Genomic DNA, 23,054 nt, shown 5'->3' on the forward strand with positions numbered 1-23,054 from the left:
TCTTCAAGCCACTTCCATACTTGAATGGCCTATTCCCGAAGGAGTGTGTTTATGTTGCCGTTCATTGAAAAGAAGCTGCAAGACAATCGCCTGGTGGTTGACGGTGCCCTCAGTCAGCATGGCAATGCGCGCGTGAAGGTCGAGCAAGACATTGCTTTTCTTTCCGATCGAATCAGCGCCATGCAGTCGCACCCACGCCCTAACACCATGCTGATTGAGCACTATCAATCCATGCTCAAGAGTCGCGAGTCGGTGTTGAAGTGGTTACTGGATGGCTGCGACGATGAAACCAGCAGCCTCCCAAGCAAGCGCACCGCCTGATTGCTGGATTTAACAGTCATCACCTTCAATAAGGTGATGATCCATGTCCAGTGCCGGTGATTCCCCTTTGGGCCTGCCAACCAGTTTGGCGGGCACGCCGGCTACTGTTGTGTGCGGCGCCACCGGCTCCAGTACCACGCTGCCAGCACCAATTTTCGCCCCCTCGCCCACTTCAATATTGCCCAGGATTTTAGCGCCTACACCAATCAAAACCCCACGGCGAATTTTGGGGTGACGATCCGTTTTCAGGCAGCCGCTCCCACCCAAGGTCACGCTGTGCAGCATGGATACGTCGTCATCTATCACCGCCGTTTCACCAATCACTACACCGGTAGCGTGGTCAATCATAATTCCCTTGCCAATACGCGCCCTAGGGTGGATGTCCACGTCGAAAGCCTGAGATATTTGATTCTGAAAATAAAGCGCCAACGCATTGCGCCCCTGTAGCCACAACCAGTGCGCAATGCGCCAGGATTGCAACGCGTGATAGCCCTTAAAAAACAGGAACGGCATGAAAAAGAATTTACAGGCCGGGTCACGCTCGCGATGGGCGCGAATATCCGCGCGCATCGCAACCTCAATACCGGCGTCCGCTCTCATTGCTTCTTCAAACACTTCGCGCAACATCATCGCTGGCAGCGCCTGACTGTCCAGCTTGTTCGCGAGGTGAAACGAAATTGCGGACGCAAAAGATTGATGATTCAAAATACTGGCGTGATAAAAACTCGCCAGCACTGGCTCGGTAGCACTGGCCTGCTGAGCCTCATTGCGGATTTCCTGCCACACATCAAGATGGGCAAAATTTTGTTGGGCGGTCTGCATATTTGATCAGGCTATTGCTTCAAAATTAACGGAATCAACTCGTCCATCGAAAAAAACACTTCAGCACCCAAGCGGCGCATTTCAGCGAGCAAAATATTATCGCTGCCGTTGGCATTCGGTGGGCAATACCCCAGTGGGCGCATACCAGCGGCCAACGCTGCTTGAATTCCCGTGAGCGAATCTTCTACTACTATGGACTGCGTCGGCGTTACATTCAATGTTTTTGCCGCGTGCAAAAATAAATCCGGGGCCGGTTTACCGCGAGTGACATCTTCAAAGCTAAACACACGCCCCTGTACATAAGGCATGATGCCGGTTTTGGCGAGCGTCATACGCATTTTTTCATGCTTGCCATTAGAGGCTACACAAAATGGAATTTGCTGATCACGCAAATAATCCAGCACCGGCATAATCCCCTTTATCGGCTCCAGTTGTTGCTCACATACCACCAGTGTTTGCAATTGCACCTGCCGCCAGAAACTCGCCCCTTGCTGTGCTTTTTGTTCATCAGTCAAGGATTTCCAAGAATCTTGTTGCGATAATTCTTCGGTAATCATGCGAATACAATCGGCAACCGATTTACCGCGATAGGTTTCCAAAAAATACTCCGCACTTATCTCAATGCCTATTTCTTTTAGGCAATCACTGGTCACCTGCGCAGAGATAATTTCACTGTCAACCAACACACCATCGCAATCAAAAATTACTAACATGCCTACCTCAAAATTGCTACCGAGAAAAAGTTACTTCCAAAAAATTTTCTACCACTAAACATTTAGAAAACTAGCTGCGCGCCGGATAAGAAACTTTCCGCAGCAACACAAAACCAACCAGCAAAAAAACAATTAAGGCAACCATACCGAGGCGCGCCGAATCTGTCAGTGTGGTTACCGTGGCAACCGTCATAGGTGCAAGAAATGAGGTGGCGCGTCCGGCGAGTGCATAGATACCGAAATATTTCCCCGCTTCTTCAACATCTACGCTGCGCGCCATGTAAGAACGCGACGATGCCTGCACAGGACCGAAGGCCACACCGATCAACAAACCAAACACGATATAAGCCTTTTCAGCCGCCGTAGCGAACAGCCCACTACCATCCTGCGTTGATAGCTGAATCAAACCAAACAGCGTATAACCCGGGCCAGTAGAAATAATTCCAACAGTCGCCACAATCAAACACACCAAACTTAATTGCACTACTTTTTTGGACCCCCAACGCGCATCCAATTTGCCCGCATAAGCGCAACCACCAATCGCAACGACCAACAACAAAATGCCATACACCCCCATTTCAATAGTTTGCCAGGCAAACATGCCCGCAGCGAATGTTCCACCTAATGCGAGCAATCCATTCACTCCGTCTTGATAAATCATGCGCGCAATTAAAAAGCGCAACAAACTTTGACGCTCTTTTAGTTCGCGTAAGGTATTTTGTAATTCGCGCACGCTACTACTGATTGCTTGCAGAATCGGCGCCCCCTTGCTGGCGTCGGGCGTCAGCAAAAACATGGGCAAGATAAATATGGCATACCAAATCGCGGCGAATGGGCCGGTAATGCGCGCATCTTCCCCCTGACTCGCATCCAAACCAAACAGTGGTGCTATTCCCGCGAGGGTTTTTCCGGTCTGCGGATTACCAGCCAGCAACAACAGCACACTGAATAAAACAATCAAACCGCCCGCATACCCCAACCCCCATGCGAGATTGGAAACGCGACCAATATCCTGTGCAGGAATTAAACGCGGCATCATGGAATCGTTAAACACAATTGAGAATTCCGCCGCAACCATCGCCAGAATAATACACAGCATCGGCAGCCATAACGGTGAGCCTGGCGCTGCCTGCCACAGCAATAACAGGGCGCTTATTTTGAAAACTGCAAAAAACGCGATCCAGGGTTTTCGTCGTCCAGTTGCATCCGCAATTGCACCTAAAATCGGTGATAACAACGCAATTAAAATACCTCCCACAGTGATCGTATAACCCCATGCAGCCTGCCCTGCAACCGCATCAGTCGCTAGCCGGGACACAAAATAAGGCCCGAAAATAAACGTGATAGTCACAGTAAAAAAAGGCTGCGCGGCCCAATCGAATAACATCCAGGCGCGAATGCCGGATTTCGATACGGAAGCAGGCGAACCTGAAGGGGAGTAGTCACTCAACGTAGTTAGTCTCGGAATCATTAATTAACACAAATAAAGCGCTGGAAAATTTCGTCCAGATGCGCCAACACAGTTTCTTTTAGTTGCAGCGGCGCCAGCTCGAGCTGCTCACGCAAAATGTCACAGGTAAATATCTGTGCATAATTTTTTGCCAAAGGCGCGTAACTTAAATGCCAGGGCTCAGGGGCAATGCCGCCACAATCCTGCGCGTAAGGGCGATAAAATGGCGTGCCCCGCTGCTGCAATTCAGTATCTAACCAGCGATGAAAATCCGCAAAAGGGCCACCCTCCTGCGTTTCCGCCAGAGTGAGCTGAACCTGATAATCCGGATTAACATTCACCGCGCCATAGACATCCAAATCGGTTCCCCAATGATGGCGCGATGCTCCCGGCAAAGCAGACCAGCGCAAAATCGCGAAGACTTTATCGCGCTCGGTCAAGCAGTGAATATCCAATGGGGCCCCGCTGGAATCCAACACCGGGCGAAGACCCAACGCCTTATTGTTCCAGATCAGCAACTGCCGCTCAAAGCTGCGAAAACTGCTGGCAATTCGCAAATCTAAACCAAAATTGGCCGCGCGCGCGCGCAAATCCAAAACTGCTGCTAGAGTTTCCGGGTGAAGACGGCAATTTAATTCCGGATCGTTGACTAACAGGTTTTCATCCAGCCCTAACAATTGACGTTTTGTCTGATCAATCACCTAAATTCTCCAGCAAATAGATTCCATAAATAAAAAAAGCTGTACCGAAATGCGCCAAAATATAAAAAAAGCGGAAACTATTGATCCTAACTTTTAGCGGTTTCGATAGAAAGGTATTGCACAAGACATGCAAGTATGTAAGATAAGCCCGCACTGTAAACGGAAATTTTAAACACAACATCCGATAATAATAAATGGAGATTGCATAGTATGACCGCCTGTCATAGTGAGTTATTGCAATTAAAGAACCTTGGAATGGCATCGGTAAACATCCTGCGTGCAATAGGGATTAACACCCACGCCGACCTCAAACGAATGGGCGCTGTCGAAGCTTATCGACGAATCAAAGCCCGCGACATCAACGTATCCAAAGTCATGCTCTACGCCTTGCAAGGGGCGCTGCTGGATGTGCATTGGAATGATCTTGCTCCAGATCTGAAAGCCCAGCTGGTACTTGAAGCTGAACTGCCAGACACGGGTGGATACAATCAGGCAACTGCCTGATTCACCCCAAAATGGCATCAGGTTCACAGGCCGAAACGGGAAATGCAAATTTTCCGGCGGCACAGGCTACACTAAAAAACGTGTTATCGACGCCATTTTAGTGACGAGAGGCCCTATGCATTTCCCCATTAAGCAGTCCGAACTTATGTCTGAGCTGGTCGCCAAAGTGCGCGGCTTGAGCGAGCTTTTGTGTGCAGCAATATCCCCGGAAGAAACCTTCCTGGTTCCCGCCAGCGATGACATCTTTGCCGACATCCCCCCGACTCGCCTGTTGCGCGTCAGTGAAGGCCAAGTGGATTACGTGTTAAATGGCAAGCGGGTAATGCATTTCGAAGAGGGGGACTTGCTCGGCCTGCCGAGATCCCTCAATTTGCCGCAAGGTCAATTTTCCTGCAAAGCACCTATTACTGTGATCGCCTACGAGCGCGATGCGCTGATGGCTGCCGTCAATGCGGACCTGAAAAGCCAGCGTAATTGGGCCTATTACCTTTTGTGCAACCTCAGTCTGTACGAATTGGCGTTCACCCAGGAACTGCGCGCCGAATTCCAGCCAGCAGCCGGATTTATGCATTACCGCACAGGAGAAACCATCATCCAGCAAGGCGACTCAGCACATAAGGTTTACACATTACTTGAAGGTGCCGCCGACGCGGTCTGCGATGGTGTTACGGTCGGAGAAATCCACGCCAATGAAATTTTCGGAGCCCTGGCCGTGTTCACCCGCCAACCGCGTATGGCCTCGGTAATCGCTACCAGTGATTGCACGGTTCTGGCGGTACGCAAGGAAGAGTTTATTACCCTGATCGAACACCAGCCGCAGATTTGCCTTGGTCTAATTGAAGAAATGGCCGCCAAAATTAATCAGCTGAACACCCAGCTTTTGCAACTGAAGACGCCCAAAACAGCATAAATAAGAATAATTCTCAAAAATTATTTGACTTTTAAATGAGAAATATTATTATTAACTCACTGGCATGCAGTTTCACTGCAAATCAGTTGAGTAGTATCCTTAATCGCCCTGCAAGTCGGTTAAAGAGTTTGCTCACCCCCTTGGGGCTTTCCTCTCCGAAGGTCTCTCGGCTAACACGGTTGCTTGGGCCGCCCTTGAGGCGGCCATTTTTATAAACGCGACTGCAGTTTTTCCTTTCTTAACATCGCCCGCAATTGAAATCCCGAGTACCTGTACACATATATTCCCACGTGACCGTCATTCAGACGGTAAACCTTACCTAACTCATGGGAGATAATATCGTGTTACGCATAGGCTTGTTTTTACTCACTAACCTCGCGGTAATGCTGGTGGCTGGTGTAGTTTTAAGCTTACTCGGGGTTGGCAGTTATCGCACTGCAGGCGGACTTGACCTGCAAAACCTGCTGATTTTCTGCGCCGTGTTCGGATTTGTCGGCTCCTTTATTTCCCTGTTTTTATCCAAGTGGATGGCCAAGAAAACCATGGGTGTGCAGCTGATAGAACAGCCGCGCAACGCCGACGAAAAATGGCTGGTCGACACCGTGGTTGAGTTATCTGAGAAAGCCGGAATTAAAACGCCGGAAATTGGCGTGTTTGCGGCTCAAGAATCTAACGCATTTGCTACGGGCTGGAATCGCAATGATGCCCTGGTCGCCGTAAGCCTCGGGCTCTTACAACGCTTTGAGCGCGATGAAGTAAAGGCGGTACTAGCGCACGAGATTGGGCACGTAGCCAACGGCGATATGATCACCTTGAGTCTGATCCAAGGTGTGGTAAATACCTTTGTCATGTTCTTCGCCCGCATCATTGGCGATCTGGTTGACCGGGTCCTGCTGAAAAATGAAGATGGTCGCGGCATCGCCTTTATGGTCACTACCTTTATCGCCGAGATTGTTCTGGGCATTCTGGCCTCTATGATTGTGGCGGCTTTCTCGCGCTACCGCGAATATCGCGCCGATGAGGCTGGCGCGACTCTGGCCGATCGCGGCGCAATGATCCGCGCCCTGCAACGCCTGCAAGCCGAGACAAGTGCCGGAGTGGAAAGCCCATTACCGAGCAGCATGCGCGCCTTTGGTATTAGTGGTGGCATGAGCAATCTGTTTGCGAGCCATCCTCCCTTGGAAGCGCGTATTCAAGCGCTGCGCAACGCTGCTTAATCGCTGGAGACTGACACTATGAAGCTCTGGCGCTGGTTTTTACTCAGCTTCCTGACCGGCGCCAGCACCTTGAGTGCGGCAACCGTTCAGGCGTTTTCTACCGATGACGAACAAAACAGCATGGAGGTGTTTGAATCCTCACGCCCCAGCGTAGTGTTCGTCACTAACCAACAACTCGCTCGCGATCCCTACTCTTTTGATCTCGTGACCGTACCACGCGGCTCAGGTACCGGTTTTGTATGGGACGAAAAAGGTTACATTGTGACCAACTACCACGTGGTCGAAGGTGCTCGCAAAATCACTATTACTTTGCAAGATCAGTCCAATTGGCCTGCAGAGGTGGTGGGATTAGCGCCCGAACGCGATATTGCCGTACTGAAAATCGACGGGCAAAAAGCCAAACTTAAAGCCTTGCCTTTGGGGGATTCAGGTAATTTGCGTGTCGGGCGTAAAGTATTGGCGATCGGTAATCCATTTGGCTTGGACGCCACCCTTACCACCGGAGTGGTGAGCGCGTTGGGGCGCGAAATTGAATCCCCCAATCAGCGCAAAATCACCAATGTCATTCAGACGGATGCGGCAATTAACCCCGGCAATTCGGGCGGCCCGTTGCTTAATTCTGAAGGGCGCCTCATAGGGGTCAACACAATGATCTACAGCCCCAGCGGCGCCAGCGCCGGAATTGGCTTTGCGATTCCCGTCAATACGGTGAAAGAAGTTGTTCCAGAGTTAATTACTCATGGACGCATAGTGCGCCCAGTGCTTGGAATTGCGGTAGCGCCTGATCAATGGGCGCAACAGGTTGGCATTCAAGGTGTACCTATTTTACGTGTAGAACCCAACTCTCCAGCCGCGGAGGCTGGCTTGCAAGGTGCGAAACGCAATAACTGGGGGCAAATCAGTCTGGGCGATGTCATAGTCGCCATTGAGGACTACCCGGTCGCCAACGATGATCAGCTCTTAAGTGCCCTGGAGCATTACAAACCAGGCGACAAGGTAAACGTGAGCGTGATGCGCGATAGCAAGCTGCTCACGCGCAAAGTGCGATTGATTGCACCGCAATGACAGCAACCGATGGCAGCCTGCTCGCCCTTTGTGATCTCGAGGATTTGGATGAAGGTTCGAGCCGCGGTTTTACACTGGGCAAGCTGAATGTTTTTGTTGTCAAAAAACGCGGACTGATCTTCGTCTTCAACAACGCCTGCCCCCATTTGGGAATTCCGCTGGAATGGGTAGAACACCAGTTTCTGGACAACAGCGGCACCATGATCCAATGCGCCAATCACGGCGCACAATTTGTGATTCAATCCGGGCTCTGCGTTGCGGGCCCGTGCCTAGGGCGAAGCCTGCAGGCCATCCCCCATCTAATCATTGATAACCGTATTTGGATTAAGTCTGCGTAAATTTACGCAAGCGCCCTTGAATTAATGATTCGAGGCCGCCAGATTCACGCCCACTAGTACACAACACTCGGAGAGCTACCTCATGCAAAATTTCACTTTCTCCAATCCCACCAAAATCGTTTTTGGCGAGGGGCAAATTAAAGAGCTGGCAAACCTTGTCCCCAAGGATGCGCGCATACTCGTAACCTACGGCGGCGGCTCAATTAAGAAAAACGGTGTTTATGACCAAGTAGTCAAAGCACTGGAAGGAAAAACCTGGTTTGAATTTGGGGGAATTGAACCCAACCCCCACTATGAAACGCTGATGAAAGCGGTGGAATTCGTTAAAAAAGAAAATATCGACTTCCTTTTACCCGTTGGTGGAGGAAGTGTGATCGATGGCACCAAGTTAATCGCCGCAGCGATAAATTTTGACGGTGAGCCTTGGGATATCATGGCGAAGAGCCAGCCATTTTTTTCTGCACTCCCTATCGGTTGTGTACTGACGCTTCCAGCTACCGGAACCGAGAGCAACGGCAATTCAGTCATCACCAAAGCGGCGACCCAAGAGAAGCTAGCGTTTGGCAGCCCATTAGTGTACCCACAGTTTGCGATCCTCGACCCGACCACCACCTACAGCCTGCCACCTCGCCAAATCGCCAATGGAGCTGTAGACGCATTCGTCCACATTATGGAGCAATACCTCACTTATCCGGTGGACGCCAAAGTTCAGGATCGTTTTGCTGAAGGCCTGCTGATGACATTGATCGAAGAAGGACCGCGCTCACTTAAAGAACCCAACAATTACGCCGTGCGTGCCAATGTTATGTGGGCAGCAACCATGGCCCTTAATGGGCTTATTGGCGTCGGAGTGCCGCAAGACTGGGCGACGCATATGATCGGACACGAAATTACCGCTATGCATGGTCTGGATCATGCCCAAACCCTGGCAGTAGTCCTGCCCGCTGTGATGCAGCACCAACGCGACAAAAAGCGCGGCAAGTTGCTTCAGTATGGTCGTCGTGTGTGGGGGCTGAACCAGACCAATGACGATGAACTTATCGATGCAGCCATCGCGGCAACACGCGGCTTCTTCGAGCAGATGGGAACCCCAACTACCCTGAGTGGTTACGGTGTTGGACGGGACTCTATTCCCAAGCTGGTTGATATGTTGGTGAAGCACGAATTGCTCGCACTGGGCGAACACGGCGTGATTACGCCCGAGGCGTCGCGCGAGATCCTTGAGCTCGCCGCCTGATCATTTCTTTGTTCCAAAAAAAATGCCACCCATTGGGCGGCATTTTTTAGGTCATTATGCGGTGTTTACTGTTTGCGAATTTTGTTCACAATCGAGGTGGTTGAACAGTTGTCGTAAAAGCTAAGCACTTTTACCTTACCGCCATAGGGCTTTACGATATTACCCCCCACTACCTGGTCTTCACTGTAGTCGCCGCCTTTTACCAGCACATCTGGTTTTACCCGCCGAAGCAATCGCTCCGGGGTATCCTCATCAAACGATACAACCCAATCCACCGCCTCCAAACCCGCCAATACTGCCATACGTCGATCCAAAGGATTAATTGGCCGGCCGCTGCCTTTAAGGCGACGAATTGAAGCATCAGAATTAACGGCGACTATCAGACGATCACCCTGTTTACGCGCCTCTTCCAAATAACCCACATGACCCGCGTGGATAATATCGAAACAGCCGTTGGTAAATACCAACCGCTCGCCGCTGGCACGCGCATCTTCAATCGCCATGAGCAATTGCTCTTCTGAAACCACTCCGCGTTGCGCACCTTGTTCCGCGATAATGGCGCGGCGCAATTCAGGGGCACTTACCGCGGCGGTACCCAGTTTGCCAACCACGATACCCGCCGCCAGGTTTGCCAGTGCTGTCGCTTCCGGCATCGAATGCCCTGCGGCTATGGCAGCCGCGAGGGTTGCAATCACCGTATCACCGGCACCAGTCACATCAAATACTTCACGCCCGCGCGCTGGTAGATGCAGCTCCGGCTGGCTGGGGCGTAACAGCGTCATACCCTGCTCCCCGCGGGTAATCAGCAAGGCTTGCAAACCCAGATCCTGCATAAGGGCTTTGCCTTTCTGTACCAGGTCCTGCTCACTGGTACATTTGCCAACCACGGTTTCAAATTCATGGAAATTCGGCGTCAATATGTTTGCGCCACGATAGCGAACAAAATCATGCCCCTTGGGGTCAACCAATACCGGGACGCCTGCGTCACGCGCAATGCGAATGAGGGTTTGGCAATCCTGCAGACTGCCCTTGGCATAATCGGACAACACCAGTACATCACAATTACGAATTGCAGCTCTAACCTTACCGATAAAATCGGCACTGTCCGAGAGATCGAACTTGTCTTCAAAATCCATGCGTAGCAATTGCTGATGACGGCTAATCACACGCAGCTTTGTGATCGTGGGTTTGGTGGTAGAAACCAGAAAATCTATATCGATTTTGGCTGCCCGCAGACGATGTTGCAAAATCTGGCCCGCCTCATCGTTACCGACAATGCCGATTAGCGACACACTTGAACCCAAGGCCGCCATGTTCAGCGCCACGTTACCGGCGCCGCCGGGGCGATCTTCCGTCTGGCTGACCTTAACTACCGGAACCGGCGCCTCGGGCGAGATACGTGAACTCATGCCGTGCCAATAGCGATCCAGCATGACATCCCCCACCACCAGGATATGGGCACTTTCAAAGTTAGGCATAGTTAGATGCATAGTCTCTACTCTGTTTAACATCCGTTAGACGGGCACCCTGCGCGGGTCCTTGCTCCACGCCGGCTAGTGCGCCGGCACTTCAGGTAAATCATCAGCATCATTGTGGAACTGCTTAGCATGTAGCCGAGCATAAACCCCTTTTGCAGACAAAAGCTGCATATGAGTTCCCTGTTCCACTATTTCCCCCTGCTCCATCACCAATATCCGATCAGCGTTCTCAATCGTAGATAGTCGATGGGCGACAACGAAGGTAGTGCGACCTTTCATTACTTGCTCCATGGCCGCCTGGATATAGCGCTCAGACTCGTTATCCAGCGCAGAAGTTGCCTCATCCAGAATTAATATTGGCGCATCTTTCAGGATTGCCCGTGCAATCGCCAAGCGCTGCCGCTGACCGCCAGATAGGCGCGCACCCGATTCCCCGATTAGTGTATTAAAACCCTCGGGCAATTGCTCGATAAATTCTGTCGCATAGGCAGCATCGGCGGCTTTGCGAATTTCATCCATCGATTTTATTTGCAGGCTGCCGTATGCGATATTGCCAGCAACCGTATCATTAAACAAAGTTACCTGTTGATTAACCAAGGCAATTTGTTCGCGTAAATTGCGCAATTGATAGGCTTGAACGGGAACATTATCGATACAAATTTCACCGGCGCTGGCATCGTGAAAACGATTCAACAAACTCACCAGTGTAGATTTTCCACTGCCCGACTTGCCAACCAACGCAATGACTTCGCCGGACTTTACTTGCAAATTTATCTTATTTAATGCCGGGCTAGATTGATTGGGATAAATAAAGGTTGCATCGGCAAACCTCACATCACCCTTTACACGCGGCACTTGATAAGTCCCCGTATCGGTTTCAGTAGCTGAATCCAACATGGTAAAAACACTGTCTGCCGCAGCCACGCCTTTCAAAATAGTAGGAGCCACTTCACCCAGTTTGCGCATGGCAGGAAGGATTCCGGCAACCGACGTCATGTAGGCGATAAAACTGGCAGGATCTTTCAACTCCATAAAAGTTAAGGCAACAAAAATCAGCAGGCCAATCGCACAGGCAATAATCAGTTGAATCAGAGGTGTATTAGCTGCAGACGTCACGACAATTTTCATATTCTGTTGCAAGTTTTTTTTGCTCACAGATTCAAAGCGTTGCTTCTCATACTCTTCACCGCCAAAACTGCGCATCACTTTAAAACCATTGATCATTTCGCCAGTGACCTGCGTTAAATCGCCCACTGTGTTTTGCACCCGGTTGCTCAACCGACGCAATCGTTTACCCACAGTAGTCACAATTACACCGATTAGCGGCGCAATTAAAATAAAAACCAGTGTGAGTCGCCAATCGGTATAAAGCAGGTATCCAAAGAGCGCTATAACCGTCAAACCTTCGCGCAATGAAATCTTTATCGCATCAGTTGCCGCGGCAGTAACACCGTTGATGTTATAAGTAATAATCGAAATTAAATTGCCAGAATTTTTTTCATCAAAGGTCGCATTAGGTAATTGCGTCATATGATTAAAAACATCGACGCGCAGACGATGTACAACGTTGAACGCGATACGCGACATTAAATAGATGCCGACAAACGCCCCCAGGCTACGCAACAAAGTCGCACCTATAACTTGCAGAGGAACCCAATAGCGATCCGTCGGATCATTTGCCGCAATAACGTTGACCAGATTCTCCAGAATTTTTACAAACATCACGCTGGACGCTGCCAATAAGCCAAACCCGAGCATGCTCAGTACAAAAAAGCCTACATAAGGTTTTACATATCCCAATAAGCGCTTGTAAACCGTCCAGGCGGAAGCATCCCCTACAGCGCTATTTTTTTTTGCTACAGAACTCATAGTTTATCCATTCAGTGGCGCACGCACGGGTACACTTTTGCGAGGCATTAAAGCCGCAGCAAGAAGCCCGGCAGGAACCCAATAAAGCAGCCATTTCACATCAATTTCCCAAAACAGGGTACGCGAATCGACTAACAGACAACCGCAACCATAAAGCAACCAGAGCGTAAGTGGCGCTAAGGGCAGGTGACGACGAGCGGCCCAGAGTAACAGCACTAGATGAACCACAGCCAAACTCAGGCCGATCATTCCCGTGCGATAAACGATATCCAACCAGGCGTTGTGAGCATGATGATATTCACCAATGCTGGTTTGAATATCGGTGACCTCACTCATGCCAATGCCCCACAAAAACAGACCGGGGTCCGCAATCATTTGGCGGATCACGTCCAGCCAGATTTGATCGCGAAATGAAGCTCCACGCTCCAACAACAATTGATCCAGCGGAAAAATCACAAAGAGCGACAACAGCCCCACCAGGGAAGCACTGAGTTGCACCAGCAGGATTTTCCAACCTGGACGCAACCAACACAATCCAATCAGCAGCGCCAATACGAGTGACAGCAATGGCCCGCGACTTTGGGATAAGCCTAGCGCAGCTAACGCAGGAATACAGGCGAGCGACAGACCTAATGCGCATTTAAAGCAGTCGGTACGCCAGGACAATAAAATCCCCAGCAATACCACAACCCCATACACTTGCCCAACCAGCGTAGGTGCACGCGCGACAGTGACACCTTCCATGCGCGCCGCCAGTGGATGGTTCCAATAAAACACGGCAATATTCAACAAGGCAGATAGCGCACCAATAACTACTAACCAGCGCAAAATTTGATCCCAGTCGATGGATTTTTTTTGCAGCACCCACGCAGTGCCAGCCAGCCAGACTACCAACACCAACCACTGCACAACCAGATACCCTAAATCACCACCCCATAGACCGGATACGAGAGCCCAACTTGCATAGGCTAAGGCTGCAGCGGTAAACCAACCACCGTAGACTGCAAGCTCTGGCCGACGCCAAGGCAGTACCATTAACAGAGGAATAAAAAACGCAAGCGCATAGATTCCTTCTAATCCATCGCGCGAAGGCGCCCACAAAAAAGCGCTCACAAAAACCCACAAACCACCATAGGCCCAGGCCAACATTTTTTGTTCACGTTGTGCGGAATTCAATAACATAAAATCACACTGATCTCTGTATTTAAATGCTCGGCCAATGGCCAAAATCGCGTTTGTAGGTAGTGCGTGCACGCAGCCGTATTTTTTGCAGCAGCGATAAATGCTCGCGCAAAATACTGCGCAGGTCTGAGGCAAAGTAAACCCGTAAAAAACGCAAGTAATCGCGCCGACTAAAACCGAGATTCAAACTGGAAAACAATAATCCGCCAATATCTTTAACGCGCCACCGTTCAGGCACTTGTGCACGCAGTTGCGCACGATGCAAATCCACCAGAGTTACATCTGGCACGCCTGTCGCTAACGACGACTCGCGCAACATAAAATGGCATAAATAAAAATCGCGATGATTAATGCCAGCGGCATGTAGCTCGCGCGCTATCATTGCCACCTTGTTAATCAAAACGCGCTTAATTGTCGGCGGCAGCTCGCGCTGTTCAAACAAATGATCCAATTGAATGACATTATTTAATTCGCGCGTAACTACAAACGATTGTCGCGTTGCCGGGTTTTTGCCCCGCTCACCAAATGCCACTGGAATTAAACCCGGAATAGACAGCGCACGCATTTTATTCAGGGCAGCCCACTCATTGCGCGCACCCAATACCGGCAAACGCAAGCGGAGTAAATTTTTGACTATTTCCGCCCAACCTACACCGCGATGCCATTTGCGGTAGTAAACCTGCCCATTGTGTTCAAATCGCAGTGTTTGGCGGTCTGGCATTTCTCGCGCGACTTTGCCGGTCAAGTGCAACATCAGATCGAATACGGGCTCGTCTTTCCAGGATTCCACCAGCTCATCGCGCAAAATAACCGTCGTATCATTCGCGGTATTGCGCCATTCAAGACTTTTAAAGAGTGACGTTTTTTGCTGCACAACAGTTTCAACCGCAGCCAACGCCGCCGGTGCGCGCGAATAAAATTCACCATGCCGATTTAGCGTCGCTGCCTGTGCTTGCCAACGCGCGTTATCAACCGCCAATAGTTTTTGCAGTTGTGCCGCAATGTCGGCAGGTGCTGCGCCCAATGCGATCACTTCACCCATCTGATGCTCAACGATGTAGTGCGCGTAACCGCAAAGATCGCTCGCAATGACCGGGCAACCACAAAGTATTGCTTCCAGCAACACATTGCCCGCCAGCTCTTTGCGCGCTGGGTGTAGCAATATATCCACACCATGCAACAATTCACCAACCGGGCTGCGCGCACCCAGGAAAAAAACCTTGTGTGCAATACCCAGTGCACCAGCCTGCTTAGAATATTTGCCGGGCTTGTCATTGCCAACAACAAGCAACACGCTATCTACACAGTATTGTTGTAGCTCGGCAAAGGCCGCAATACTGATATCCACGCCCTTGGTATGGAAGCCGGACCCCAAACATAAAACAATTCGCGTAGTCTCGCGCAAATTCAAGTCGCGCCGCAGCTTGCTATAAGCGGCCTGAGAGTCAGCACAGGCTATGTGCTCGTATTCTATGCCCGGCGGCAACGGACAAAAGCGCTCTGGAGGAGTGGTATAAAAGCGCGCAAATTTTTTTCGTTCCTGTTCAACAAGAGAAAGAATTTTTGTTGCACTTTTCTCACCAAAAACATCCGCCTCATACTGCAAGTACAAGCGCGCACGCGGCGCCAGGCGATACAGCCAATTGCGCTCACAATAGGCTTTGTCAGCAAAACAGGTATCGCCGGCAAAATAGATATCCAAGCCTGGCATTTTATTAAAGCCAATAAGCGCATCAAACTCGGCACGAGGGAATTGCAATTGGAATTGATCGACAAAACACTTTACGCCCGCAACATCCAAAAATCCGCGCGCTTGAATCTCGACCACATCGATGCCGGCCTTTTTTTCGCCCTGCCAGTGCTTGCAAAATACCGTTATAGAATGACCTTGTTGCTGAAAATAATGGGCCAACGCCAGCATATCGCGCTGCAAGCCACCGAATGGAAAATAACGAAAGATAACAAAGGCAAGCTTCATGCGCGTTATTCAGCGATGGGCGTAAGCGGCAGGGGAATTAATGCATCCAGCGCATTCAGTACCTGCGGCGGCATTAAATCACGCAAGCACTTGTGATGCACCTTGGGGCATTCACGTTCAAAGCAAGGTGCGCAATCAATCGGCTTGCTAATAATTGTCACGCGCTCAGCCAGCGGCGGTGTATGCTCCGGCGACGTAGAGCCATAAATAACCGCTAGCGGTTTTTGCAATGCTGCGGCGATATGCATTAACCCGGAGTCATTGCTCAACACAGCATCCGCGCAATCCATGAGATCAATGGCTTCGCCGAGGTTGGTACTACCGGCGAGATTAAAACAATACTCGCGCTCTTCTTCCAATAACAATTGACGAATTGCTTCAGTGACTTCACGATCTTTTGCTGAACCCATCAACCACACCTGCCAACCAGCGCGAATTTTTTCATCGACGACTTCCGCAAAATAGTGCTCAGGCCAACGTTTTGCGGGGCCATATTCTGCGCCTGGGCAAATTATTAATAGCGGTCGATTCAACTGCAATGCAAATTTTGTTAACAATTGTGGTCGCAGACTTTTATCTACAACTAAATGCGGATACGAAAATTGCGTTAACGGCTCACTGTTTTTTGGCAACGCCAACGCCGTATAACGCTGCACCATCAATGGAAAACGAGGCTTATCCAGCACACGCATATCATTAACCAAACCATAGCGCATCTCGCCGCGCCAGCCAGTGCGCACCGGAATATTGGCAAAGAAAGGAATAAACGCGGACTTAAAAGAGTTAGGCAATAAAATCGCCTGATCATAGTGATGCGACGCTAATTCTTTTCCTAGCGCGCGCCGGTCGGCAAACGCCAGACTGCCATGGCCAATTGGCATATCAATCGCTTGATGCACTTCGGGCATACGAATTAACAATTGCCTTGTCCAACTCGACGCTAATACATCGATTTGCACAGTGGGGTTGCGCTGCTTCAACAATTGAAACAGGCTATGTGCCATCATCATATCGCCAATCCACGCAGGGCCGATCACCAAAATTTTTTGGATTTGTTTCAGCTCGGGCGGGAATTGAATGTCGATCATAGCGGCAATCAAAAGTTACGAAAGGCAAAAATAATAACGGAGCCATTTGGCTCCGTTAAAGTGGCGATTATTTTGCAACCGGCGCCAACCAGTTGGTGTGCTCGGGCAATTCGCCGCGCACTGATTTGAAATACAAATCTTGCAAACGCGTAGTGATTGGACCGCGACGACCTTCGCCAATTTGACGACCATCGAGTTCGCGAATCGGCAACACTTCAGCAGCGGTACCAGTAAAGAATGCTTCGTCAGCAACATACACTTCATCGCGGGTAATACGCTTTTCTTTGATGGTATAACCGCAGTCTGCAGCTAAGTGGAAAATGGTGTTACGCGTAATGCCGTCCAGACAAGAAGTCAGCTCTGGGGTGTAGATGATGCCATCGCGCACCAGGAAGAAGTTTTCACCGCTACCTTCTGCCACATAGCCTTCGTTATCCAGCAACAGTGCTTCTTCGCAACCGCTATCCAGGGCTTCTTGCAGCGCCAGCAGCGAGTTAATGTAGTGACCATTGGCTTTCGCTTTACACATGGAAATATTCACATGGTGGCGAGTGTAACTGGAAGTGCGGATACGGATACCCAGATCGCGCGCTTCCGGTGACATATAAGACGGCCAGTGCCAGGCGGCAACCATCACATGCACTTTCAGGTTATCGGCACGCAGGCCCATACCTTCGGAACCGTAGAACGCCATTGGGCGCAGGTAGGCTTCTGCCAAACCATTTTCACGCACCACCATTTTGTGCGCTTCGTTCACCACATCTTTAGCGTAGGGCATTTTCATACGCATGATGTGGGCAGAGCGGAATAAACGATCAGTGTGTTCTTGCAAACGGAAAATGCTGGTGCCCAACGAATCGCTTTTGTATGCACGAACGCCTTCAAAAACGCCCATACCGTAATGCAGAGTATGAGTTAAAACGTGAACCTTGGCATCGCGCCATGGAATGAGTTCACCATCGAGCCATATAACGCCGTCGCGATCGGCAAAAGACATAGCTAACTCCAAATTCTTTATCAAAAAAGTCTGTGTAATCAGGGGTGACCGATCACGCGATCCCAAATCGCCGTGACCTGCGCACGTTCTTCAGTAAAGTGATTGTCACCTTCCAGCACTGCCTCCTGTCGCTGTAGCGCAAGGCGGTGACCGGTGGATCGGTATGCTTTGTAAGCGGCGATCAGGTGGGCCACGGAGTCGGCATCCAGTAAGCCAGCCTCTTCCAGTGATCCGAGTATGCGAATGTTGTCCGTGTACCGGATAATATCGGGCGATTTAGACGCCCAAGCTAAAGCCGCGTATTGAACCATAAATTCAATATCCACGATACCACCGGCATCCTGTTTCAAATTAAATAGCGCGGTGTTTTTGCTTTTTGCCTTGGCTTCACTGCCCAGCTGTTCGCGCATTTTGCGGCGCATATCAGCCACATCCTTACGCAATTGTTCCAGATCCCGCGCGCGGCTCAGAATTCGCTGTCGCACCGCCTCGAACTGCGCACCTAGCGCGGCACTACCCGCCACTACCCGGGCGCGCACCAGCGCCTGATGCTCCCAAGTCCAGGCCTCATTCGCTTGATACTTTTCAAAGGCTGCCAGCGAAGACACCAACATGCCTGAATTACCCGAGGGTCGCAGACGCATATCTACTTCGTAGAGCTTTCCGGTGGGCGTATAGGTATTGAGCACATGGATAATCCGCTGACCCAAACGGGTGTAAAACGTGAGGTTATCAATACTGCGTTCGCCATCAGTAGAAAAGCTCGCATCGCTGTTGTGGATAAACACCAAATCCAGATCCGAACCATGGCTCAGCTCGATTCCACCCAGCTTGCCGTAGCCAACAATCACAAAATCGGCGACCGTATCTACCGAACCATCCGCACGACGCGGGCGCCCGTGGCGTTCCACCATATACTCCCAGGAGAGCTGCAATACATGCTCCAGTACTACCTCGGCGATAAACGTGAGGTAGTCGCTTACCTTCATTAACGGCAAAGCGCCGGTGACCTCACTTGCCGCCACGCGCAAACCGTGGGCGAGCCGGAAATAGCGCAAGGCTTCCATATGCCCTTCCAGATCATCCCACGTCAGCCGCAGCACATCGCGGCGCAATTCATCGCGCAACAGCGCCTTATCCGGCGGAGCGTAGAGACTTTCAGGGGTCAGCAATTCGTCGAGCAATGCCGGAAACTGGGTGAGCTGGTCGGCGATCCAGGGGCTGGCGGCGCACAGGCGAATTAATTGTTGCAAGGCGGTGGGGTTTTCCACCAGAAGCACCAGGTATGCTGTGCGCCGCGCTACCGCTTCAATGAACGGGACAATGCGGCCAAAGGTTTCCGCAATAGTTAGTGGTAACTTACCAGCGCCCGCCTGGGTAAATAAACCATGCAACAAGCGCGGAATAAATACATCCAGCCGGGTGCGACCACTCGCCTGCATAGAGAGAACCGCACGGCTAGCGCGCAAATCAGCCAGGTTTTTTACCAACCCGGGCGCCGCCTCCACATCGCGCGCCTCGAGTGCATGTATGGCATCCTCACCGTGCAAACTGCCTTCCCATAAGCTGAGGCAAAAGGTGAGGGCTTTTTGATCGATGGACTCCTCTTCATCCGGCGCGGCAATTACCGCTTTAAACTCGGCATTTACCCGTTGGCGATAATTGCTCAACACGGTGAAAAACCCATCCCAACTTTCAAACCCCATCGCCCAGGCCAATCGCTGCTGGCCGAGCGGATCAATCGGCAAAGCCTGGGTCTGCTTATCCTGAAACCCCTGAATGGCATGCTCGGTATTGCGCAGGAAAATATAGGCCTCCAGCAAGGCACTGCCAGCACCAGGCGGCAGGTAATTTTCTTGCTCGAGAATGGGCAACAACACCGGCACTTTGCGTTTACGCAAAAGCGCATCGCGCCCCCCGCGAATTAACTGGAAAACCTGCACCACGAATTCAACTTCACGAATCCCGCCCTCGCCGAGTTTCACATCCAGATTCATACCCTTGCGCTGCACCTGCCGCGCAATCAACCCCTTCATCTCGCGCAAAGATTCAATCGCGCTGAAATCGATATATTGACGATAAGTAAACGGCTGCAGCATTTTGCGCAGGGTCTTGCGCGCCTGTTCCTGCTGCTCGCCACCCGCCATGGCCACCGTGCGGGCCTTGATCATGGCATAGCGCTCCCACTCGCGCCCCTGGGTTTGGTAGTAATCCTCCATCCCCACAAAGCTCATGGCAAGCGAGCCACTTTCGCCGTGGGGACGCAAACGCATATCCACACGGAACACAAAGCCCTCAGCAGTGATGGTATCCAAACTCTTGATCAAGCGCTGGCCGAGTTTGACGAAAAACTCCTGATTGCTAATGGCACGGCTGGCGTGATTGGTTTCACCGCCCTCGGGAAAGGTAAAAATCAGGTCGATATCGGAGGAAATATTCAACTCACCGGCACCCAATTTCCCCATGCCCAACACCATAAATGGCTGGGTCTTACCAGACTCGCGACCGATCGGCGTTCCGTAAATTTTTTCCAGCGCACGATAGTGATATTCCGCCGCGAGTTGAATCGATGTGTCCGCAAAGCGCGATAACTCAGCAGTCACTTCGCTCATGCTGGCGAGGCGATTCAGATCGCGCCAGATCACCCGGATCATCGCCTTGTTGCGCGCGCGGCGCAGTCGCGCATCGACATCCGCTTCGTTAATTCCAGCATTGATGTTTACCGCAAACGCCGCCAGATCTTCATCGTTCTGTGCACGGAAGAGCGCGCCGGATTCAATTAACTCCAATAACAACGCCGGTGTCCGGGCCGAGGTCTTGGCGATAAATTCACTCGCCACAAAGGCGCGCGTCAGTTGACGAAAAAACTCCTCGGCGAGGATAGACTCGGGTAACAGCGTTTGCGGGTCAGACAAATTCTGACTCTGGATAGCAGTGGAAAATTGCTCCCAAAAACGCTGGGCAGCGGGCTGCAGTTCGACGGGCACGCCGGTGAAATTCAGCATAAAGGCAACTCGTGTAAGGGTTATCGATTGAAGGGAATACTAGCAGCTTGGCAGACTGACCCGCTGAAACGGATCAAATAAACGAACCAATCCAGTGCAATAATCAGCGGAGCTAGGCACCCTCGTCCGCCTCCATTGGCAGGTTAATCCGCCCCAGATTCTGCTGTATCCAATCCACCAGGCTGCGCACCTGTTCGGCCACCTCCACACCCAGAGGCGTCAGGCTGTACTCCACGTGCGGCGGCACTACCGGCAGCGAGCGACGCTCAACAAAACCATCTGCCTCCAGCACCTGTAGCGTCTGTGCCAGCATCCGCTCACTGACGCCTTTAATCTTGCGGCGCAACTCACTAAAGCGATGAGTACCCGCCAACAGAGCAACCAGCACCAATACTCCCCAGCGGCTGGTGATGTGATTGAGGATCAAACGCGACGGGCACTTGTCGGCAAACACATCGCCCGCCGCCAAAGCATCACTGATTGAGCTGTAGGTCCCACCCGGTGCCTTCACGCCTGATTCAACCTCTGGATTCATTTTTTTCATACTTACCTTTTTGTGCGTACTTACTAAAAGTTAGCTTGATTGCTATTCTGCCTCCAACCTGGTGCACAGGCAAGCATCCACATTCACGTTATGAGGTTCATCATGATTGCTATTACCGGCGCTACCGGCCAACTGGGCCGTTTGGTTATCGACCAATTACTGCAAAAGATTCCTGCGGATCAGGTTATCGCCCTGGTGCGCGACCCGTCCAAAGCGGAGGAACTGCGCGCACGCGGCGTGCAAGTTCGCCAAGCAGATTACACACAACCAAGCGCACTGGAAGCGGCACTCAAGGGTGTCGATAAATTGCTACTTATCAGCAGCAGCGAGGTCGGCCAGCGCTTGGCGCAACACCGCAATGTGATTAACGCCGCGAAAAATGCCAAGGTTAAATTGCTCGCCTACACCAGTATTCTAAATGCAGACGTCTCGATTATGGATCTCGCGTTTGAGCACAAAGAAACCGAGCAAGAAATCAAAGCCTCGGGGGTTCCATTTGTGCTCTTACGCAATGGCTGGTACAGCGAAAATTACACCGCGGCAATTCCCACCGCACTACAACTCAAGGCACTGATTGGCAGTACAGGCAACGGTAAAATTTCGTCAGCAGCACGCATAGATTACGCCGCCGCTGCGGCAGAAGTTTTGGTACGCGAAAACCAGGCAGGAAAAATTTACGAACTAGCCGGCGATCAAGCTTATACACTGGCAGAGTTTGCTGCGGAGTTATCCAAGCAAAGCGGTGAGCAAATTCCTTTCAACAATTTGCCCGTTGCGGAATACAAGGCAGTGTTGCAAAGCGCCGGCTTACCGGATTGGTTAGCAGAATTGTTGGCCTCCTCCGATGGCAGTGCCGCACAGGGCGCATTGTTTGACGACTCACATCAACTCAGCCAATTGATTGGTCGCGCTACCACACCACTGAGCGAATCCATCACGGCGGCACTAGCTGGAGCTAATCATGCTGCGCATTGATTTTATTTCGGATATTAATTGCCCCTGGTGCGCACTGGGGCTGGCAGCATTGGACGCTGCCATTCGGCAACTGGGCGATGAAATCCTGGTGGAGGTTTACTGCCAGCCGTTTGAACTAAATCCGCAATTACCGGCTGAAGGCGTGAAATTAAAAGATTATCTGCAGCAAAAATATGGCATGGGTGATGCGCAAATTCGCAGCGTACACGACACCATCGCTACTCGCGGGCGCGAATTAAGTTTCACCTTTGCCGAGCGCGAATTCTTATGGAATAGCTTTAATTGCCACCGTTTGCTGTATTGGGCCGAGCAAGAATATTCCGCCGCTACGCAATGGGAATTAAAGCGCGCCCTGATGCAAGCCTATCAAGGTGAAGGGCGCGATATCAACCAGCCTGATGTCTTGCTGGCTATCGTCGACCACGTTGGCCTTAATAAAAATCGCGCAATGGAAATACTCGCCGGCGATGAATTTGCGCAAGCCGTACGCAACCTGCAACAAGAATGGATTAATGCCGGTATTAGTGCGGTACCCAGCGTGGTGATCAACCGCCAGCATTTATTGCAAGGTGCGCAAACAGTGGAAACTTATATCCAAGCGTTGCGCGAGATTGCCCAACTGCCTTCCGACTAATTGCCGCAACCAAACCTATTTACTAA

Annotated in this window: 21 protein-coding genes; 9 read left to right on the forward strand and 12 right to left on the reverse strand. The window is 51.1% G+C overall.

The window, feature by feature from the left end:
* Positions 1-51: 51 nt before the first annotated feature.
* Positions 52-321: a hypothetical protein gene (locus D0C16_RS14340; protein ID WP_151032983.1), complete on the forward strand. Its 270-nt coding sequence runs from the start codon at positions 52-54 to the stop codon at positions 319-321.
* A 9-nt stretch (positions 322-330) separates the two neighbouring features.
* Here D0C16_RS14340 and cysE read toward each other — a convergent pair whose 3' ends face one another.
* The 4 genes from cysE to D0C16_RS14360 all read right to left on the reverse strand — a co-directional run bounded on the left by cysE (position 331) and on the right by D0C16_RS14360 (position 4,007).
* Positions 331-1,143 carry a serine O-acetyltransferase gene (gene cysE, locus D0C16_RS14345; protein ID WP_151032984.1) on the reverse strand — a complete coding sequence of 271 codons (813 nt, stop codon included), beginning with the start codon at positions 1,141-1,143 and terminating at the stop codon, positions 331-333.
* Between the two features lie 11 nt (positions 1,144-1,154).
* Positions 1,155-1,856, reverse strand: a complete 702-nt coding sequence (locus D0C16_RS14350) for an HAD family phosphatase (RefSeq protein WP_151032985.1) — start codon at positions 1,854-1,856, stop codon at positions 1,155-1,157.
* A 70-nt stretch (positions 1,857-1,926) separates the two neighbouring features.
* The gene (locus D0C16_RS14355) at positions 1,927-3,327 is read right to left on the reverse strand and encodes an MFS transporter (protein ID WP_151032986.1); all 1,401 of its coding nucleotides are present in this window, start codon (positions 3,325-3,327) and stop codon (positions 1,927-1,929) included.
* Complete coding sequence (locus tag D0C16_RS14360; protein ID WP_151032987.1) at positions 3,327-4,007, reverse strand: M15 family metallopeptidase; 681 nt, start codon at positions 4,005-4,007, stop codon at positions 3,327-3,329. Before D0C16_RS14360 ends, D0C16_RS14355 begins: the two co-directional genes overlap by 1 nt.
* Before the next feature lie 210 nt (positions 4,008-4,217).
* Between D0C16_RS14360 and D0C16_RS14365 the strand changes: the two genes are divergently transcribed.
* The 6 genes from D0C16_RS14365 to D0C16_RS14390 all read left to right on the forward strand — a co-directional run bounded on the left by D0C16_RS14365 (position 4,218) and on the right by D0C16_RS14390 (position 9,278).
* Positions 4,218-4,511, forward strand: a complete 294-nt coding sequence (locus D0C16_RS14365; protein WP_151032988.1) for a TfoX/Sxy family protein — start codon at positions 4,218-4,220, stop codon at positions 4,509-4,511.
* A 115-nt stretch (positions 4,512-4,626) separates the two neighbouring features.
* Positions 4,627-5,421, forward strand: coding sequence for a Crp/Fnr family transcriptional regulator (locus tag D0C16_RS14370; protein WP_151032989.1), 795 nt, complete (start codon positions 4,627-4,629; stop codon positions 5,419-5,421).
* 341 nt (positions 5,422-5,762) lie between these two features.
* Positions 5,763-6,638 (forward strand): protease HtpX, encoded by an 876-nt coding sequence (htpX, locus tag D0C16_RS14375; RefSeq protein ID WP_151032990.1) that lies wholly within the window; start codon positions 5,763-5,765, stop codon positions 6,636-6,638.
* Positions 6,639-6,656: 18 nt separating this feature from the next.
* Complete coding sequence (locus tag D0C16_RS14380) at positions 6,657-7,703, forward strand: S1C family serine protease (protein ID WP_151032991.1); 1,047 nt, start codon at positions 6,657-6,659, stop codon at positions 7,701-7,703.
* Positions 7,700-8,041: a Rieske 2Fe-2S domain-containing protein gene (locus D0C16_RS14385; RefSeq protein ID WP_151032992.1), complete on the forward strand. Its 342-nt coding sequence runs from the start codon at positions 7,700-7,702 to the stop codon at positions 8,039-8,041. Before D0C16_RS14380 ends, D0C16_RS14385 begins: the two co-directional genes overlap by 4 nt.
* Positions 8,042-8,123: 82 nt before the next feature.
* Entirely contained in the window at positions 8,124-9,278 is a 1,155-nt protein-coding gene (locus tag D0C16_RS14390; RefSeq protein WP_151032993.1) for an iron-containing alcohol dehydrogenase, read from the forward strand.
* A 65-nt stretch (positions 9,279-9,343) separates the two neighbouring features.
* Here D0C16_RS14390 and hldE read toward each other — a convergent pair whose 3' ends face one another.
* The 8 genes from hldE to D0C16_RS14430 form a co-directional block, all read right to left on the reverse strand.
* Entirely contained in the window at positions 9,344-10,768 is a 1,425-nt protein-coding gene (gene hldE, locus D0C16_RS14395; protein ID WP_151032994.1) for a bifunctional D-glycero-beta-D-manno-heptose-7-phosphate kinase/D-glycero-beta-D-manno-heptose 1-phosphate adenylyltransferase HldE, read from the reverse strand.
* Positions 10,769-10,831: 63 nt separating this feature from the next.
* Positions 10,832-12,625: a lipid A export permease/ATP-binding protein MsbA gene (msbA, locus tag D0C16_RS14400; RefSeq protein ID WP_151032995.1), complete on the reverse strand. Its 1,794-nt coding sequence runs from the start codon at positions 12,623-12,625 to the stop codon at positions 10,832-10,834.
* Between the two features lie 3 nt (positions 12,626-12,628).
* Positions 12,629-13,807 carry an O-antigen ligase family protein gene (locus D0C16_RS14405; protein ID WP_151032996.1) on the reverse strand — a complete coding sequence of 393 codons (1,179 nt, stop codon included), beginning with the start codon at positions 13,805-13,807 and terminating at the stop codon, positions 12,629-12,631.
* A 22-nt stretch (positions 13,808-13,829) separates the two neighbouring features.
* Entirely contained in the window at positions 13,830-15,785 is a 1,956-nt protein-coding gene (gene rfaP / locus D0C16_RS14410) for a lipopolysaccharide core heptose(I) kinase RfaP (RefSeq protein WP_151032997.1), read from the reverse strand.
* A gap of 5 nt (positions 15,786-15,790) precedes the next feature.
* Positions 15,791-16,873, reverse strand: a complete 1,083-nt coding sequence (gene waaF / locus D0C16_RS14415) for a lipopolysaccharide heptosyltransferase II (protein WP_151032998.1) — start codon at positions 16,871-16,873, stop codon at positions 15,791-15,793.
* Positions 16,874-16,940: 67 nt separating this feature from the next.
* Positions 16,941-17,870: a branched-chain amino acid transaminase gene (locus tag D0C16_RS14420; RefSeq protein ID WP_151032999.1), complete on the reverse strand. Its 930-nt coding sequence runs from the start codon at positions 17,868-17,870 to the stop codon at positions 16,941-16,943.
* A 38-nt stretch (positions 17,871-17,908) separates the two neighbouring features.
* Entirely contained in the window at positions 17,909-20,875 is a 2,967-nt protein-coding gene (gene glnE, locus D0C16_RS14425) for a bifunctional [glutamate--ammonia ligase]-adenylyl-L-tyrosine phosphorylase/[glutamate--ammonia-ligase] adenylyltransferase (RefSeq protein WP_151033000.1), read from the reverse strand.
* A gap of 112 nt (positions 20,876-20,987) precedes the next feature.
* Complete coding sequence (locus tag D0C16_RS14430) at positions 20,988-21,419, reverse strand: helix-turn-helix domain-containing protein (RefSeq protein ID WP_225318687.1); 432 nt, start codon at positions 21,417-21,419, stop codon at positions 20,988-20,990.
* 102 nt (positions 21,420-21,521) lie between these two features.
* Between D0C16_RS14430 and D0C16_RS14435 the strand changes: the two genes are divergently transcribed.
* Together D0C16_RS14435 and D0C16_RS14440 are read left to right on the forward strand one after the other, a co-directional pair.
* Entirely contained in the window at positions 21,522-22,394 is an 873-nt protein-coding gene (locus D0C16_RS14435) for an SDR family oxidoreductase (RefSeq protein WP_151033001.1), read from the forward strand.
* Positions 22,381-23,028 carry a DsbA family oxidoreductase gene (locus tag D0C16_RS14440; RefSeq protein WP_151033002.1) on the forward strand — a complete coding sequence of 216 codons (648 nt, stop codon included), beginning with the start codon at positions 22,381-22,383 and terminating at the stop codon, positions 23,026-23,028. The genes D0C16_RS14435 and D0C16_RS14440 overlap by 14 nt, the downstream gene beginning before the upstream one ends.
* The last annotated feature ends 26 nt before the right edge of the window (positions 23,029-23,054 follow it).

Origin of the sequence: Cellvibrio sp. KY-GH-1 (genome assembly GCF_008806975.1) — a bacterium.
GTDB lineage: Bacteria > Pseudomonadota > Gammaproteobacteria > Pseudomonadales > Cellvibrionaceae > Cellvibrio.

Bases quoted from the DNA above. Each gene is read 5' to 3' on its own strand.
- D0C16_RS14340 (WP_151032983.1), top strand. From the start codon at position 52: ATGTTGCCGTTCATTGAAAAGAAGCTGCAAGACAATCGCCTGGTGGTT.
- cysE (WP_151032984.1), bottom strand. From the start codon at position 1,143: ATGCAGACCGCCCAACAAAATTTTGCCCATCTTGATGTGTGGCAGGAA.
- D0C16_RS14350 (WP_151032985.1), bottom strand. From the start codon at position 1,856: ATGTTAGTAATTTTTGATTGCGATGGTGTGTTGGTTGACAGTGAAATT.
- D0C16_RS14355 (WP_151032986.1), bottom strand. From the start codon at position 3,327: ATGATTCCGAGACTAACTACGTTGAGTGACTACTCCCCTTCAGGTTCG.
- D0C16_RS14365 (WP_151032988.1), top strand. From the start codon at position 4,218: ATGACCGCCTGTCATAGTGAGTTATTGCAATTAAAGAACCTTGGAATG.
- D0C16_RS14370 (WP_151032989.1), top strand. From the start codon at position 4,627: ATGCATTTCCCCATTAAGCAGTCCGAACTTATGTCTGAGCTGGTCGCC.
- D0C16_RS14380 (WP_151032991.1), top strand. From the start codon at position 6,657: ATGAAGCTCTGGCGCTGGTTTTTACTCAGCTTCCTGACCGGCGCCAGC.
- D0C16_RS14385 (WP_151032992.1), top strand. From the start codon at position 7,700: ATGACAGCAACCGATGGCAGCCTGCTCGCCCTTTGTGATCTCGAGGAT.
- D0C16_RS14390 (WP_151032993.1), top strand. From the start codon at position 8,124: ATGCAAAATTTCACTTTCTCCAATCCCACCAAAATCGTTTTTGGCGAG.
- hldE (WP_151032994.1), bottom strand. From the start codon at position 10,768: ATGCATCTAACTATGCCTAACTTTGAAAGTGCCCATATCCTGGTGGTG.
- msbA (WP_151032995.1), bottom strand. From the start codon at position 12,625: ATGAGTTCTGTAGCAAAAAAAAATAGCGCTGTAGGGGATGCTTCCGCC.
- D0C16_RS14405 (WP_151032996.1), bottom strand. From the start codon at position 13,807: ATGTTATTGAATTCCGCACAACGTGAACAAAAAATGTTGGCCTGGGCC.
- rfaP (WP_151032997.1), bottom strand. From the start codon at position 15,785: ATGAAGCTTGCCTTTGTTATCTTTCGTTATTTTCCATTCGGTGGCTTG.
- waaF (WP_151032998.1), bottom strand. From the start codon at position 16,873: ATGATCGACATTCAATTCCCGCCCGAGCTGAAACAAATCCAAAAAATT.
- D0C16_RS14420 (WP_151032999.1), bottom strand. From the start codon at position 17,870: ATGTCTTTTGCCGATCGCGACGGCGTTATATGGCTCGATGGTGAACTC.
- glnE (WP_151033000.1), bottom strand. From the start codon at position 20,875: ATGCTGAATTTCACCGGCGTGCCCGTCGAACTGCAGCCCGCTGCCCAG.
- D0C16_RS14430 (WP_225318687.1), bottom strand. From the start codon at position 21,419: ATGAAAAAAATGAATCCAGAGGTTGAATCAGGCGTGAAGGCACCGGGT.
- D0C16_RS14435 (WP_151033001.1), top strand. From the start codon at position 21,522: ATGATTGCTATTACCGGCGCTACCGGCCAACTGGGCCGTTTGGTTATC.
- D0C16_RS14440 (WP_151033002.1), top strand. From the start codon at position 22,381: ATGCTGCGCATTGATTTTATTTCGGATATTAATTGCCCCTGGTGCGCA.